General features: G+C 63.2%; 13 protein-coding genes and 2 other RNA genes. 8 read left to right on the top strand and 7 right to left on the bottom strand.

What is annotated here, in order from left to right; translation table 11 throughout:
- Nucleotides 1-8: 8 nt before the first annotated feature.
- The 5 genes from gcvT to FCL40_RS11005 all read right to left on the bottom strand — a co-directional run bounded on the left by gcvT (nt 9) and on the right by FCL40_RS11005 (nt 5487).
- The gene (gcvT, locus tag FCL40_RS11025) at nt 9-1103 is read right to left on the bottom strand and encodes a glycine cleavage system aminomethyltransferase GcvT (protein ID WP_136853357.1); all 1095 of its coding nucleotides are present in this window, start codon (nt 1101-1103) and stop codon (nt 9-11) included.
- A 95-nt stretch (nt 1104-1198) separates the two neighbouring features.
- The gene (locus FCL40_RS11020) at nt 1199-2395 is read right to left on the bottom strand and encodes an FAD-dependent oxidoreductase (protein ID WP_136853356.1); all 1197 of its coding nucleotides are present in this window, start codon (nt 2393-2395) and stop codon (nt 1199-1201) included.
- The gene (ubiH, locus tag FCL40_RS11015) at nt 2389-3594 is read right to left on the bottom strand and encodes a 2-octaprenyl-6-methoxyphenyl hydroxylase (RefSeq protein ID WP_136853355.1); all 1206 of its coding nucleotides are present in this window, start codon (nt 3592-3594) and stop codon (nt 2389-2391) included. Before ubiH ends, FCL40_RS11020 begins: the two co-directional genes overlap by 7 nt.
- A gap of 4 nt (nt 3595-3598) precedes the next feature.
- Nucleotides 3599-4900: a Xaa-Pro aminopeptidase gene (pepP, locus tag FCL40_RS11010; RefSeq protein WP_136853354.1), complete on the bottom strand. Its 1302-nt coding sequence runs from the start codon at nt 4898-4900 to the stop codon at nt 3599-3601.
- Nucleotides 4901-4926: 26 nt separating this feature from the next.
- Entirely contained in the window at nt 4927-5487 is a 561-nt protein-coding gene (locus FCL40_RS11005; protein ID WP_136853353.1) for a UPF0149 family protein, read from the bottom strand.
- Nucleotides 5488-5719: 232 nt separating this feature from the next.
- Here FCL40_RS11005 and FCL40_RS11000 point away from each other — a divergent pair, with 232 nt between their 5' ends.
- The 4 genes from FCL40_RS11000 to FCL40_RS10985 all read left to right on the top strand — a co-directional run bounded on the left by FCL40_RS11000 (nt 5720) and on the right by FCL40_RS10985 (nt 7231).
- On the top strand, nt 5720-6058 hold the full coding sequence (locus FCL40_RS11000; protein ID WP_136853352.1) for a cell division protein ZapA: 339 nt from the start codon (nt 5720-5722) through the stop codon (nt 6056-6058).
- Between the two features lie 51 nt (nt 6059-6109).
- Nucleotides 6110-6290, top strand: a non-coding RNA gene (gene ssrS, locus FCL40_RS10995) — 6S RNA.
- Nucleotides 6291-6395: 105 nt separating this feature from the next.
- A non-coding RNA gene (ssrS, locus tag FCL40_RS10990) (6S RNA) lies at nt 6396-6576 on the top strand.
- 61 nt (nt 6577-6637) lie between these two features.
- A complete protein-coding gene (locus FCL40_RS10985) occupies nt 6638-7231 on the top strand; it encodes a 5-formyltetrahydrofolate cyclo-ligase (protein WP_136853351.1) in 594 nt (197 codons plus the stop codon).
- Between the two features lie 53 nt (nt 7232-7284).
- Here FCL40_RS10985 and FCL40_RS10980 read toward each other — a convergent pair whose 3' ends face one another.
- Entirely contained in the window at nt 7285-8307 is a 1023-nt protein-coding gene (locus tag FCL40_RS10980) for a hypothetical protein (RefSeq protein ID WP_136853350.1), read from the bottom strand.
- Entirely contained in the window at nt 8304-8759 is a 456-nt protein-coding gene (locus FCL40_RS10975; RefSeq protein ID WP_136853349.1) for a hypothetical protein, read from the bottom strand. The genes FCL40_RS10980 and FCL40_RS10975 overlap by 4 nt, the downstream gene beginning before the upstream one ends.
- 103 nt (nt 8760-8862) lie before the next feature.
- On the opposite strand from FCL40_RS10975, the gene FCL40_RS10970 reads away from it, so the two are divergent.
- The 4 genes from FCL40_RS10970 to FCL40_RS10955 all read left to right on the top strand — a co-directional run bounded on the left by FCL40_RS10970 (nt 8863) and on the right by FCL40_RS10955 (nt 13578).
- Entirely contained in the window at nt 8863-11541 is a 2679-nt protein-coding gene (locus tag FCL40_RS10970) for a hybrid sensor histidine kinase/response regulator (RefSeq protein WP_136853348.1), read from the top strand.
- A gap of 129 nt (nt 11542-11670) precedes the next feature.
- Nucleotides 11671-12111 carry an Hsp20 family protein gene (locus FCL40_RS10965; protein WP_136853347.1) on the top strand — a complete coding sequence of 147 codons (441 nt, stop codon included), beginning with the start codon at nt 11671-11673 and terminating at the stop codon, nt 12109-12111.
- A 177-nt stretch (nt 12112-12288) separates the two neighbouring features.
- The gene (gene rpiA / locus FCL40_RS10960; RefSeq protein ID WP_136853346.1) at nt 12289-12945 is read left to right on the top strand and encodes a ribose-5-phosphate isomerase RpiA; all 657 of its coding nucleotides are present in this window, start codon (nt 12289-12291) and stop codon (nt 12943-12945) included.
- 87 nt (nt 12946-13032) lie between these two features.
- Entirely contained in the window at nt 13033-13578 is a 546-nt protein-coding gene (locus FCL40_RS10955; RefSeq protein WP_136853345.1) for a glutathione peroxidase, read from the top strand.
- Nucleotides 13579-13655: the final 77 nt, after the last annotated feature.

The raw sequence follows: 13655 nt of genomic DNA, 5'->3' as shown, positions 1-13655 counted from the left end.
TCAATCTCTTAAAAGGCTTGTTTGCCGTTACGCACGAAACTGGGCTTGATCACCTTGACGGTCACCCGCTTCTTGCGCATCTCCACTTCTACCTCCTCGCCCACACTGCGGGGTACCCTCGCCATGGCGATGGAGTAACCCAGGGTGGGCGAGAAGCTGCCGGAGGTGATCACCCCCTGCTGTTCCTTACCATCGGCATCGGTGAAAAATACCGTCAAACCGCTGCGAAGCACTCCCTTGTCGGTCATCACCAGGCCCACCAGCTTGTCGGTACCTTCGGCTTTGATCCGGGCCAGAGCCTCACGGCCGATAAAGTCGCGATCCGCCGGCTCCCAGGCCACTGTCCAGCCCATGTTGGCCGCCAGGGGGTTGACGCTCTCGTCCATATCCTGGCCGTAGAGGTTCATCCCCGCCTCCAGGCGCAGGGTATCACGGGCGCCAAGACCCGCGGGTTTAACCCCGGCCTGCAGCAGCTTGTCCCACAGGTCGGCGGCCTGGTCCCGGGGCACCATAATCTCATAGCCCGCCTCGCCGGTGTAGCCGGTGGTGGCGATGAAGAGATCGCCGGCCTGGACACCGAAGAAGGGCTTCATCCCCTCGACGGCCGCCCGCTGCTTCGCATCCAGCACCGTGGCGGTGCGCGCCACCGCCCTGGGGCCCTGGACGGCGATCATCGCCAGTTCGGGCAACTCGGTCACGATAACCTCAAAGCCCCGGGCCTGAGCACCAATCCATTCCAGATCCTTTTCACGGGTGGCGGAGTTCACCACCAGGCGGTAGTGGTTGTCGTCCAGATAATAGGTGATCAGGTCGTCGATCACCCCGCCCTGCTCGTTGAGCATGCCGCCGTAGAGGGCCTTGCCGGGCTGGGTGAGTTTGGCCACATCGTTGGCCAGAAGCTTGCGCAGGAAGGGTTGTGCCTGGGGGCCGGTGATGTCCACCACGGTCATGTGGGAAACGTCGAACATACCGGCATCGGTGCGGACCTGGTGGTGCTCCTCGACCTGGGAGCCGTAGTGGATCGGCATGTCCCAGCCATGGAAATCCACCATCTTCGCGTTGGACTCCAGGTGCTTCGGGTAGAGTACGGTTTGATTCGCCATTTGTGTTCCTTGTCTGGCTTTACGCCCTTTTGTGATCAGGGTCTATTTTAGGGGCTGGGCGCATTATACCCAACCCAGGCTGTTTGTATACAAAATCACCTTAGGTTTGAGGCAGCAATGCCTAGTGCCTGGGCGATAAACTTCTTCTTTAAACCGGGCATCCGGTTCACCAGGGCCAGACCGATGTCGCGTACCCCCTTCTTCACAGGATCTTCTCCTGAGAACAGCCATTTGAAGCCACTCATGGCGGCGATCATCTCCTGGGCGGCCGCCTTGCGGGGACGGGCATAGCGCTGCAGCACCTTGAGGCTGCCCAGGTCCCAGTTCCTGTCGGCGGCCTCCTTGAGCACCTCCACCAGCTGCTCGCTGTCCGCCAGCCCCAGATTCACCCCCTGGCCCGCCAGCGGATGGATGGTGTGGGCCGCGTCTCCCACCAGGGCCAGCCTGGGCAGGACAAAGTCTCGGGCGTAACGCATGGTCAGTGGAATCGCCAGGCGGTCGCTGACCACCTCGATCCGGCCCAGCACCCCCTCGCTGGCCAGGCTGATTTTCTGGCAGAAGGTGTCGGCGTCACACTCGGTCAGCGCCTGGGCCTGCCCGGGGGGCAGGGACCACACGATGGAGCACTGATTGGCGTCGGCCAGGGGCAGCAGCGCCAGCGGTCCCTGGGGCAGGAATACCTGCCGGGCCACCCGCTCATGGGGGCGGCTGCTGCGTACCGTGGCCACCAGGCCGTGGTGGCCGTAGTCACGGAAGGTGAGCGGCACATTGAGTTGCTGACGCAGCCAGGAGTTGGCGCCATCGGCGGCCACCAGCAGCCGGGCACTGAGCATGGCGCCGTCGGCCAGGGTCAGCCAGGCCTCCTGCTCACCGAAGGCCACCGACTGGGGGGCTCCGACGAAGCAGCGGATCCTGGATTCACTCTGGGCCTGCTGCCACAGGGCGTGGGCAATGGCGCGGTTCTCGATGATGTGGCCCAGATCCGGCTGATGGTAGTCACGGGCATCAAACTCGATGACGCCGATGCTGTCCTTGTCCCACACCCGCATCCCCGTGTAGGGGGAGAGACGCTCCTTGGGCAGGCGGGGCCAGGCGCCCAGCTGCCTCAGGTAGAGCTCACTGGCACGATTGATGGCACTGACCCTCAGCTCCGCCGAACCGCTTGCCGGGGTGGGCTGTTCGCGGTCGATCACCGCCACGCTGATGCCGGCCCTGGCCAGTCCGATGGCAGTCGCCATCCCCACCATGCCACCGCCGACGATGGCCACCTGAACCGATTGTGCCGTTACCACCTCGCACTCCTTCTATGCTGTCCCTGTCCCAGGGTGTGGGACACCAGTTGCTGCCCCAGCGAAGGGAACAGGTCCATGGCGATGAGCCCCAGGTTGCGGCCAACCTGGAGCAGGAAATTGTTGTTGGAAAACAGTTTGACCAGGCCGTTGGTCAGCCCCACGGTACGGTCGACATCGACTTTGCGCCCCTGCAGGTAGTCATCCAGCAGGCCAAAGCCGCCGGGGTCCTCCCCCCGTTCCAGGGCCGCTCCGAGACGATCCGCCAGGGTCAGCGCATCGCGCATCCCCAGGTTGAACCCTTGCCCGGCGATGGGATGCAGGGTCTGGGCGGCGTTGCCGATCAGGGCCACCCGGTGATGGATCGGCCGTTCGATGCGCTGCAGGGCCAGGGGATAGCTGACGCGTCTGCCCACCCGGACCACCTCGCCCAGACGGTAGCCGAAGGCGCTCTGCAGGGCGGCGCGGAACCCCTCCTCCTCCAGGGCCATCAGCGCCTCGGCCTCCTCGGCGTGTCGCACCCACACCAGGGAGTAGCGTCCATCGGTCATCGGCAGCAGGGCCAGGGGGCCCTCGTCGGTAAATCGCTCATAGGCGATATCGCCGCCGCGGCTCAGCTCCACATTGGCGATCACCGCCACCTGGCCGTAGTCGCTGCGGCTGACCGGCAGCTTCAGTTGCTGGCGAACCAGGGAGGGGCCGCCGTCGGCGGCCACCACCAGGCTGGCGGTCAGTTGCCTGCCCGATTCCAGGGTCAGCGCACAGTGTTGACGCTGCTGCTCCAGCGTCGCCAGGGCATCGGGACAGAAGCGGGTTACCCCGGTTGCCTCCAAGGCCTGGTGCAGTACCGGCCCCACCCTTTCCAGCTCCACCACCTGGCCCAGGGCGTCGACCCCCTGCTCGGCGGCGGTCATCGTCACCTGTCCCCAGTGGCCGCGGTCGCTGACGTGGATGGTGCGGATCGGCGCCGCATGGGGAGCCAGGTCACGCCACAGGCCCAGCGCCCGGTAGCGTTCCACCGAGCCGTGGGCCAGGGCAATGGCCCGGCTGTCGAAGCCGGGGTGGGCCTCGCTCTGGGGGCGGTGGGCCTCAATCAGGGCGATGCGCCAGCGACTCCCCTGATGCTCCTGTCCTGCCAGGGCAAGAGCCAGGGTGGCGCCGGCCATGCCGCCACCGACGATGGCGATATCAAACTGCTCCATGGTGCTACCCGGCCATCAGGGCCTCAATCTCGTCGATCTCCTTGGGCACGCCGGCGGTCAGCACCCGGTGCCCCTCCTCGGTGATCAGCACATCATCCTCCACCCGGATGCCGATCCCCCGCCACCTGGCCTCCACCTCGGCATCGGGGCCGATGTAGAGGCCGGGCTCGATGGTCAGCACCATGCCAGGCTCCAGGGGCCGGGTGCGATCGGCGGTGTGGTAGTCGCCCACATCGTGGACATCGATGCCGATCCAGTGACCCAGACCGTGCATGTAGAACGCCTTGTACGCCTCCTGCTCGATCAGTGCCTCCACCTCACCCTCGAGGATCCCCAGCGCCACCAGGCCAGACACCAGGATGATCAGCACCCGGTCGTTGGCCTCCTTAATGGAGATTCCGGGTCTGAGCAGGGAGATGGCGGTCTTCTCCGCCTCCAGCACCAGCGCATACAACGCCCGCTGCTCCTCGCTGAAGCGGCCGTTCACCGGGAAGGTACGGGTGATGTCGGCAGCGTAGCCATCGAGTTCACAGCCGGCGTCGATCAGCACCAGGTCGCCGTCGTTGAGCTGGGCCTCGTTCTCGGTATAGTGAAGGATGCAGGCGTTGACCCCACCGCCGACGATGGAGTTGTAGGCCATAAACCGGGCACCGTGGATGGCGCACTCGTGGTTGATCTCCGCCTCCAGCTGGTACTCATACAGGCCGGGGCGGCAGGCTTGCATGGCCCGAACATGGGCCTTGGCGCTGATCTCTCCGGCCCGAGCCATCAACGCCACCTCGGCGTCGCTCTTGTGCAGACGCATCTCATGCAGCTGGGCCCGCAGATCCAGTTGTTTGGTCGGCGCCCGTCGGCCCTGGCGGAAACCGGCCCGCAGGGTGGCCATCAGGGCGGAGACCGCCTCGTCGCTGTAGCTGGCCTGGCCTGGCAGCCACGCCAGGGTGTCGGCACCATTGACCAGATCCGGCAACAGTTCGCCCATCTCGTCAAGGCTGAAGGCCACATCCAGCTGCAGCGCCTCGGGGGCGGCCTCCACCCCCAGGCGGCGGCCATGCCAGATCTCCGCCAGCTTGTCGGTGGGACGAACGAAGATCACCGACTCCGGAGTCTGCCCCGGGCGCAGCAACAGCACCGCGTCCGGTTCATTAAAACCGGTCAGGTAGAAGAAGTCGCTGTTCTGGCGGAAATGGTACTCGGTATCGTTGGAACGGGTGCATTCCCGGGCGGCAAACAGCATCGCCACGCTGCCTTCGGGCAGGGCGGCCATCAGTTGCTGTCGGTGCGCCTTGAAATCCTTAATCTCCATGGGGCAGTAATCCTTGGTTCTCATTATCAGTGCAGGGTCTTGTCTCCGGGCAGGGTGCCAAACTCCAGCAGGCACTTCCAGCAGGTGTCCACCACGTGCTCCACCAGCACCCGAAACCCCTCTTCGTTCTCTTGGTTGTCTTCTACGTCGAACTCCACATTGGTGATCTCACGCAGATCACCGATCATCTCGCCCAGCTCACCGCGGACGGTGTGGAAAGTGGGCTGCAGGCGAGCCAGTCCCAGGAAGAAACTCTGGATCCACTCGATCAGCGCCTCCAGCCTGACCGCCAGCGCTTCATCCTCGTCGGGCAGCAGCGGCTGGAACGGCACCTCGGGGTCCTCGGAGAGGCTCTTGTCGATGCAGCGGTACACCTCCTTCATCACCTCGGTCAGCTCATCACCAAAAGGCTGCCCCTCGTTGGCCAGGGCCAGGAAGCTCTCCTGCCAGCCGCGCTGATCCAGGCGGATACCGCCGCAGACCAGCCCTGTCATCAACCCGTGAAACTCGCTGGGCAACATGGTCAGCCCCGCTTTGCTCAGGGCCGCATCCAGCTTGTTCAGGAGTAAAGGAGAGTTGCATTTCATCTGTTCAATTCCCGCAGTAGAAGTGAGCTCATGCTATCACGCCGACTGGTTGCGCTCCATATCTTCCCTGTCCCGCCCGGCCCACCGAAGTTCCTGCTGTTCATTCATTGATACAAGGTGTTACAGCCGTATTGAGATTCAGTCAACCATAAGGCATAACAGGGGGCGTCACCTTGCAGAAACGGTCTGCCCGGCATATAGTCCGTAGCCAGCCAAAACAGCGGAAGCCAGAATGAGCCCAAACACCATAGAAATCACGCTTCTTGAACGGGTCTACACCGTCGCCTGCCCCCCCGGGGAGGAGGCTACCCTGCAGCAGGTTGCCCACCAGCTGAACAAGCGTTTTCTGGAGCTCAAACAGCGCAACGCTCTGCTCTCCATCGACCAGCTGGCGGTGATGGCCTCCCTCAACCTCACCCACGAATTAATGAGCCTGGAAGCCCGGACCGCGCGGGAGGCCCAGGAAAGAACGAAGAAAATTCAAGCACTTGAAAACGCCATTGAACAGGCATTGTGCAAACGTGAACTCAAGCAGCCAAAATGGGTTGAGTCCGGCTCAGAGTCGCAGTAGTCTGGAACTACAGAGCAAGGCACCGAACGGTAAACCGCTCTACAATTACTGAGCTCCCTGTGATGTTTGCCAGCGGGTTATGTCCCTGGCCGATGCTATCACCAAAGGGTACACTCCCCAGCGCTACTGTGCATGCTCGGCAGGTACCGAGAAGCCTACGGCGAAGGCAGTGCACCCGCCCTGAACCTACGGTTCACGGGCTTACACCTGCAGCGACATCTGCGGGGAGCACTCCTCTCTATCGAGGCTCACTGCAGCCCGATATGGCTGACGCTTCCGAAGCGCAGCCTGGACAGGCGGCCAATCCGCCCCGGGATCCCCGTCCCGACCAATTTCCGGCTCCCTGTGGTGCTCGTCAGCGGGTTATGTCCCTGGCCGATGCTATCACCAAAGGGTCCACCCTCCGGCGCTACTGTGCATGCTCGGCAGGTACCGAGAAGCCTAAGGCGAAGGCGGTGCACCCGCCCTGAACTTACGGTTCACGGGCTTACGCCTGCAGCGACATCTGTGGGGAGCACTCTTTCTCTTCTCTCCTGTTTTTTGTACGTTTAGGCTTGATTACTCCAAGGAACACAAGCCATGCCCCAGGATCGCCAGACCCTTCGCCGTCACCTGCGCCAGGCACGGCGCGCCCTCTCCGCAGAGCAGCAGCGCAGAGCCTCTCAGCAGCTGGCTCACAGGTTGAACGATCGCCCCGAGATCCAGCGCGCACAGACCATCGCCCTCTATCTGGCCAACGATGGGGAGCCCAGCCTGATGCCGCTGGCCCGGCTGTTGTGGCAGCAGCAGAAGACCCTGATGTTGCCAGTGATGCACCGGGACAACGGCCGGGAGATGCTGTTCCAGCGCTTCGAGCCGGACACGCCGATGGCCATCAACAGGTATCACATCGCCGAGCCTGTCTGGGCGCCGGAGCAGGTGATCGCCAGAGAGGGGATCGACCTGATGCTCCTGCCCCTGGTGGGCTTCGATCACCTGGGCAACCGGCTGGGGATGGGGGCGGGTTTCTACGACCGCTACCTGGAAGGGAACTCGCCACGACCCCTGCTGGTGGGCATCGCCCATGAGTGCCAACGGCTGGAGCGGCTGGATCACCAGAGCTGGGACATCCCCCTGAATGCGGTCGCCACCCCGGAGCACTGGCTCGATACCCGGGAGGATCTGCGCCGGTGACCGTTAGCCAAGAGCGGGAGAGACGCCAGGCGCCGCCGGGGAACCGGCCGCCCCTAGAAGTGGTAGCTGAGCATCAGGGTCACCAGCTTGGCCTGAGTCGGCTCTGCCAGCGGCCTGGGAGGGACGACAAACTGCCCTTCGGAGTCCTCCAGGGCATCCGCCAGCTGGTACTCCAGATTCACTGACAGGTTGGGCAGCAGGTCGTAGCGGACACCGCCCAGGTAGCTGGCCGACTCGATCCGCTTCCAGTTTCTCGCCACCATCAGATAGGGACGCCATCGCCCCAGGTTCCACACCAACCCCAGATAGGCGGCGTTCTGCAGCTGATCGGTCTCGAACTCACTCCACAGCTCCCACCGCCGCCATTCGTAGTGCAGCCCCAGGGCGAAGATATCCAGGGCATCAACGATGCCATTGACGGTGTAATCGGCATACAGGTAGGAGACATTGAGGGTAAACGCCGGACCGTTGAACCTCAGGTTGAGTCCGGCCAGGATGTCGGTTTCCACCTCCAGAACCAGCGGCCCCACATCGACATCCTCATGGTTATGGCCGCCGTAGAAAGGGTGCAGGGTCAGCTCCAGCTCATCGTCCAGACTCAGCTGGTAGAGGAGATCCGCACCGTTGAAGGCGGTGATCCCCAGCAGGGTATCGTAGAGATCCACCGGAGGCCGGGCCCAGGGGTAGGCACTGCCCACAAAATAGTAATCGGACGCCAAAAACAGCGGGATCCTCAGCCGTCCGACCCTGGCCTCCAGGGCATCCCCCTCCCAGCTGAGGTAACCCCACTCGAACTGGGGGTTGAAGAAGCTGTCCTGGGGACGTTTCACCAGCTGCACCGAGGCCCGCCAACGCTCGCTGAACCTGGAGTCCAGCTGCAACCCCACCGTGGTGTCACAGTCGAAGCACCACTCATCCTCGATGCGGCGGTTGAAGTAGAGGGGGACGCCGTTATCACTCCGGGTCGCCGACACCGAGGCGAACCCGGACAGGCTCAGGTGCTGATCCCACAGATCCACCGCCCCCAGGGCGACACCGGGAAGAAAGAGGGTCATGAAAAAGGTGGCAGCTCTCATCGATCCACTCCCTGTTCGATGTCGAGAAGGATGCGGGCCCCCCGAGGCACCATGCTCCTGGGTACATAGGCTATCCCACGCGGGTGATGAGCCAGCCAGGCGAGGACCGCCTGTTCACTGGCCTCGACCAGGCTCTCCGGAGGCTTGCCCTTACCGGAAAAGGCCAGCTGGGCCCAGCGACTGTTGATCTGGGGGAGCGATTTGTTGAGGAAGGATTGGTAGAACGCCTGCTTGTGGACGCTGCCCTCGGGAAAGTCGACCAGCTCCACCCGGCCAAAGCTGTCCAGCGACTTCAGCTTGCCCAGGTAGAGCATGCGCGCCTTGCTCTCGCTGATGGCCGGCATGCTGTCGTTGAGGGTGATCAGCACATACCCTGCCCGGGCCGGCCAGGCAACCAGCATCGCCAGCCACAGCAACAGCCAGTGCGCCCCTGTCGCCCCACAGTGCGTCATTCACGTTCGTCCCTGATAAGCAAAATCCATAATCATTGCTAGGCTTTATAGCATCACAGTATAGAAACTTATCAGAGTTTTGCTGGTTGAGAAGGGACGCTCAATGGCTGTAAACCTGTCGCTGCGTACGCGCATCCACCTGCTGGTGGTCATCCCCCTGCTGTTTTGCTCCGCCATCTTCGGCCGCTACCTGCTGGGCCAGTACGGCGAACTCAAGGCGCTGGCGCACATCGACCAGCGTTACCAGCTTATCTCCGAGCTGCAACTGGCCATGACCACCATCGACGCGCTGCGTCACTCCCTGGTCGAGGCACCCGCCCCGGGGATGCAGGCCTCCCGCCGCTCCGATGCCCGACTGGCGGCCAGCCATTTGGACTCCGCCCCATTTCGGCAGCTGTTCGACGAAAACCATCAAGGGTTCGCCCTGCACCTGGAGGAGCTCAACCGGGTGATCGCCACCCTGCCGGATGGGGACCCGCCATGGCAGCCGCGCATCGAATGGCTCTCCCGGGCCGATGACTGGCAGCTCAACAGCTTGAGAATGGTGGAGGCTCTGCCGGTCGAGGTGGACAACCGCCCCATCCGCGAGGGGATTCAGGCTTACAACCAGCTGCTGTTTACCCTGGAGTATGCCCGTCAGGAGCTGATCGTCATCAGGATGGCCATGGCCCGCGCCGGCCTGGACGCCCCGGGCAGACTACGACTGCAGGAGCTGGCCCTGCTGCAGCAGTCGGTCCTGGACAAGTACCTGACCATCTACGCCAGCGAGTCTCAGGTCAATCTGCTGCTTGCCGCCTTTACCGAGGACGCCTTCTCCCGGGGCAACGCGCTGCGCCAGTCCCTGCTGGAGGGACAGGGCCCGCCGCCCACCGAAGAGGGGGTCAACGCCGCCGCCAACCGAATGGTGTTGCTGGACCGGGTGCTGCAAGCGGTACGCAATGACATCGCCCTGGCGGCGACCACCGCGTACCAACAGCGGCGGGGCCAATTCATTGGTAACCTGGCTACCCTGCTGCTGATGCTGGGGCTGATGACCGCCCTGGCCCTGGGCCTGGCCCGCCACCTGCGCCGGGGCATCACCACCATTGGCGACACCATGGAGCAGGTGGAGAAGACCCGTGACTACGGCCTGAGCATCCAGCTGGCGGGAGACGATGAGCTCAGCCGGCTGGGCCAGACCCTGAACCGGCTGGTGCAGGAGCGGGCCGGATTCGAGGCCAGCCTGGTTCAGGCCAAGGAGGAAGCGGAGCAGGCCAACCGTGCCAAGAGCATCTTCCTCGCCAACATGAGCCACGAGATTCGCACCCCCCTCAACGGCATCATCGGCATGACCGACATCCTCAGCAGCACCAAGATGAACGGCGAGCAGCTGGAGTACCTGCATACCATCCAGAGCTCATCCCGGGCCCTGCAATCGATCATCAACGATGTGCTGGATCTGTCCAAGATCGAAGCGGGCAGCCTGGCCATCTCACCGGTCACCACCAACCTCAAGGAGCTGTTCTACGAAGTCGCCGGAGTGGTGGCCCCCAAGGCGATGGAGAAAGGGGTGCGCTTCGATGTGGAGTATCCGAGGGAGCTGCCCCAACAGGTGCGGGTCGACAGCCACCGGTTGCGTCAGATCCTGCTCAATCTGCTCTCCAATGCGGTGAAGTTCACCGCCGAGGGGCAGGTGCTGCTGGCCTGCTGCCAGATGCACAGGGAGGAGCAAGCTCCCCTGCTGTGCATCTCGGTCCGCGATTCCGGCATCGGCATCGACACACAGAAGCTGGAGGAGATCTTCCACCCCTTCCAGCAGGAGGATGGCTCCACCACCCGCCAGTTTGGCGGCACCGGACTGGGCCTGAGCATCTGTCGCCAGCTGGCCCAGTTGATGGGAGGACAGATCCGGGTCGCCAGCCGCAAGGGCCAGGGCAGTACCTTTACCCTGGAGCTGCCGGCGGAGCCGATCCCCGCGTCGGCACCCAGGCCCCATAAGCTGGCGGGGCTCAGGGCGCTGCTGCTCGATGGCGACCACGATTCGGCTCAGCGCTACGCTGACGAGCTGGCCGTCCTGGGGATGGAGGTCAGCTATGGCACCAGCGCCGACGAGGTGGCCCGGATGCTGCGGGGGGAGCGACACTTCGATCTGCTGATGGCGCGCTACTCCACTCTTCCGGACGGGGAACGCACCCTCCTGACACTGCAGGCCTTGCGCCCGCTGCCACTGATGCTGCTGAACGACCTGTCCAACAGCCTGATCCTGGACCACCTCGACAACCGAGTGCAGGTGATGCGGGTCCCCATTCGGGGAGAGCGGCTGCAGCGCAGCCTGGAAAAACTGATGAACAGCCTGAGGGATCCCGCCAGCCCCTCTCACCCGGGGGCCGATCGGCGCGTGGTGGAGGCCCGGGCCCGGCTGCTGCTGGTGGAGGACAACAAGACCAACCAGAGGGTGGCGCAGATCATCCTCGCCAAGGCGGGTTTCAGGGTGGAGATCGCCGACAACGGCCAGGAGGCCACCGAACTGGCGCTGGCCACAGAGTATGACCTGATCCTGATGGACTGCATGATGCCGGTGATGGACGGCTTCGAAGCGACCCGCCAGATCCGTCTCATCGAAGCGCGGCAACGGCGGCGACGGGTGCCGATCATCGCCCTCACCGCCAGCGTGCTGGATGATGATGTGCGGGCCTGTTACGAGGCCGGCATGGATTACTACGTACCGAAACCCTTCGATAAACGGCAGCTTATAGGGGCTATCTCCCGACTGGTTCCAGCGATGGAAGCGGAGGAGGAGTAAAATTTCCTGTCTATGGGGTTGAATTCCCTGGAACTGTCGCCATCTCTAACAGTGTCGAAGCATGGGTGCTCAATGGAGGCCCGGACGACAGCCTTGAATCTGTCTTGTTGCTCAAGTGAGGACACTGTTATGCGTACTTTTGATCTTGCCCCCCTGTACAAATCCGCCATCGGTTTCGAGCGCTTCGCCAAGCTGATGGACGAAGCCCAGCGCTCCGAAAGCCACAACGGCTACCCCCCGTACAACATCGAGCTGGTGGAGGAGAACCACTACCGCATCACCATGGCGGTAGCCGGCTTCGCCGACGACGAGTTGGATATCGAGGTGGAGGGCGACACCCTGAAGATCGAGGGCACCAAGGCCAAGGGCGAGGTTCAGCGCCACTACCTGCACCAGGGCATCGCCGAGCGCAACTTCAAGCGCCGCTTCAAGCTGGCCGACCATGTGCGGGTGAGTGATGCCCAGATGAAGCACGGCCTGCTGCACGTCGACCTGGTTCGCGAGATCCCCGAGGCGATGAAGCCCCGCAAGATCGCCATCAAGCAGGAGGGTCGTCTGGTCGAAGCCTGATGACTCCGGGTGCCCGCTAACGGGGCAGCGCCGGAGCCGCCTTCTCCCCCGGCTCCGGCAACCATCCCTACCGCTCTCCCCTGTTCTCCTCCTCTTTTTCCCGTTCTGCGACACAACGGTTTATCTCCCGGACCCAAGGGAACTATAATTCCCGGCAGACTTTTAGGAGATCCTTCGATGACACAAGACGAACTGAAAAAAGCCGCAGGCTGGGCAGCACTGGAATACGTGGAAGATGGCAGCATTGTCGGCGTCGGAACCGGCTCCACCGTCAACCACTTCATTGACGCCCTGGCCACCAAGAAGAACAGTATCGAGGGGGCGGTATCCAGCTCCGAAGCCTCCACCGCCAAGATGAAGGCCCTGGGGATTCCGGTGTTCGACCTGAACAGTGTCGACAGGCTGTCCGTGTACGTGGACGGCGCCGATGAGATCAACCCGCAGATGCAGATGATCAAGGGGGGCGGTGCCGCCCTGACCCGCGAAAAGATCGTTGCCGCCGTGGCCGATAAGTTCATCTGCATCGCCGACGCCAGCAAACAGGTGGACATCCTGGGTGAGTTTCCACTGCCGGTAGAGGTGATTCCCATGGCCCGAAGCTACGTGGCCCGGGAGATCGTCAAACTGGGCGGCAGCCCCGTCTACCGCGAGGGGGTGGTGACCGACAACGGCAACATCATCCTGGACGTGTACAACATGAAGATCATGGAGCCGAGGAAGCTGGAAACCCAGCTCAACGCCATCGTCGGGGTGGTCACCAACGGCCTGTTCGCCGACCGCGGGGCCGACGTGCTGCTGCTGGGCACCGAAGCGGGTGTGAAGACCATCAAATAACCCTTATGGGGCCGGTCGGATGATCGGCCCAGCGACCTTTCTCGTAGTGGGGGAGTGGATCCCCCAAGTTCAGTTCAAGGAGTGACAATGCGACCCCTTTTCGCCCTGCTGGCCCTGGCTGCCGCCCCATCCCTCTTTGCCGCCTCCTGCCCCGACTGGCTGGATGTGGACAAGCGACGCCTGCACGACCGGGAACAGGTGAACCTGTGTCAGCTCACCGCCGGCCGCCCCGCCCTGATCGTCAACACCGCCAGCAACTGCGGCTACACCCCCCAGTTCAAGCAGCTGGAGCAACTGCATAAGAGCTATGGTGATCAGCTGGTGATCATCGGCTTCCCCTCGGACGACTTCTTCCAGGAGGAGGACGACGAGGCCAAGACCGCCGAGGTGTGCTATCGCAACTACGGCGTCAGCTTCACCATGCTCGCCCCGGTGTCGGTGCGTGGCAGCGATGCCGATCCCGTGTTCAAGGCCCTGGCACAACAGGGAGGCGCCCCCAAGTGGAACTTCTACAAGTACCTGGTGGACGGCGACGGCAAGCTGGTGGATTACTGGGCCCCCACCACCAGGCCGGATGATGAAAAAGTCGTAAATAAGATCGATAAGCTCATTTCAGAAACACACGGCGGCTGAAGGGACGGCAGCAGGCGCCTTGACGGCGCCTGTTTTTTGCACCAAGATCAGACCGACTAATCAGTCGGTCACTTTTC

The organism is Ferrimonas sediminicola, from assembly GCF_005116715.1.
Taxonomy (GTDB): domain Bacteria; phylum Pseudomonadota; class Gammaproteobacteria; order Enterobacterales; family Shewanellaceae; genus Ferrimonas; species Ferrimonas sediminicola.
This window is presented reverse-complemented; position numbering and strand designations above follow the sequence as displayed.

What these genes read in the sequence shown, in the direction of transcription:
- gcvT (WP_136853357.1), bottom strand. Translation starts at nt 1,103, where the DNA reads ATGGCGAATCAAACCGTACTCTACCCGAAGCACCTGGAGTCCAACGCG.
- ubiH (WP_136853355.1), bottom strand. Translation starts at nt 3,594, where the DNA reads ATGGAGCAGTTTGATATCGCCATCGTCGGTGGCGGCATGGCCGGCGCC.
- pepP (WP_136853354.1), bottom strand. Translation starts at nt 4,900, where the DNA reads ATGGAGATTAAGGATTTCAAGGCGCACCGACAGCAACTGATGGCCGCC.
- FCL40_RS11005 (WP_136853353.1), bottom strand. Translation starts at nt 5,487, where the DNA reads ATGAAATGCAACTCTCCTTTACTCCTGAACAAGCTGGATGCGGCCCTG.
- FCL40_RS11000 (WP_136853352.1), top strand. Translation starts at nt 5,720, where the DNA reads ATGAGCCCAAACACCATAGAAATCACGCTTCTTGAACGGGTCTACACC.
- FCL40_RS10985 (WP_136853351.1), top strand. Translation starts at nt 6,638, where the DNA reads ATGCCCCAGGATCGCCAGACCCTTCGCCGTCACCTGCGCCAGGCACGG.
- FCL40_RS10980 (WP_136853350.1), bottom strand. Translation starts at nt 8,307, where the DNA reads ATGAGAGCTGCCACCTTTTTCATGACCCTCTTTCTTCCCGGTGTCGCC.
- FCL40_RS10975 (WP_136853349.1), bottom strand. Translation starts at nt 8,759, where the DNA reads ATGACGCACTGTGGGGCGACAGGGGCGCACTGGCTGTTGCTGTGGCTG.
- FCL40_RS10970 (WP_136853348.1), top strand. Translation starts at nt 8,863, where the DNA reads ATGGCTGTAAACCTGTCGCTGCGTACGCGCATCCACCTGCTGGTGGTC.
- FCL40_RS10965 (WP_136853347.1), top strand. Translation starts at nt 11,671, where the DNA reads ATGCGTACTTTTGATCTTGCCCCCCTGTACAAATCCGCCATCGGTTTC.
- rpiA (WP_136853346.1), top strand. Translation starts at nt 12,289, where the DNA reads ATGACACAAGACGAACTGAAAAAAGCCGCAGGCTGGGCAGCACTGGAA.
- FCL40_RS10955 (WP_136853345.1), top strand. Translation starts at nt 13,033, where the DNA reads ATGCGACCCCTTTTCGCCCTGCTGGCCCTGGCTGCCGCCCCATCCCTC.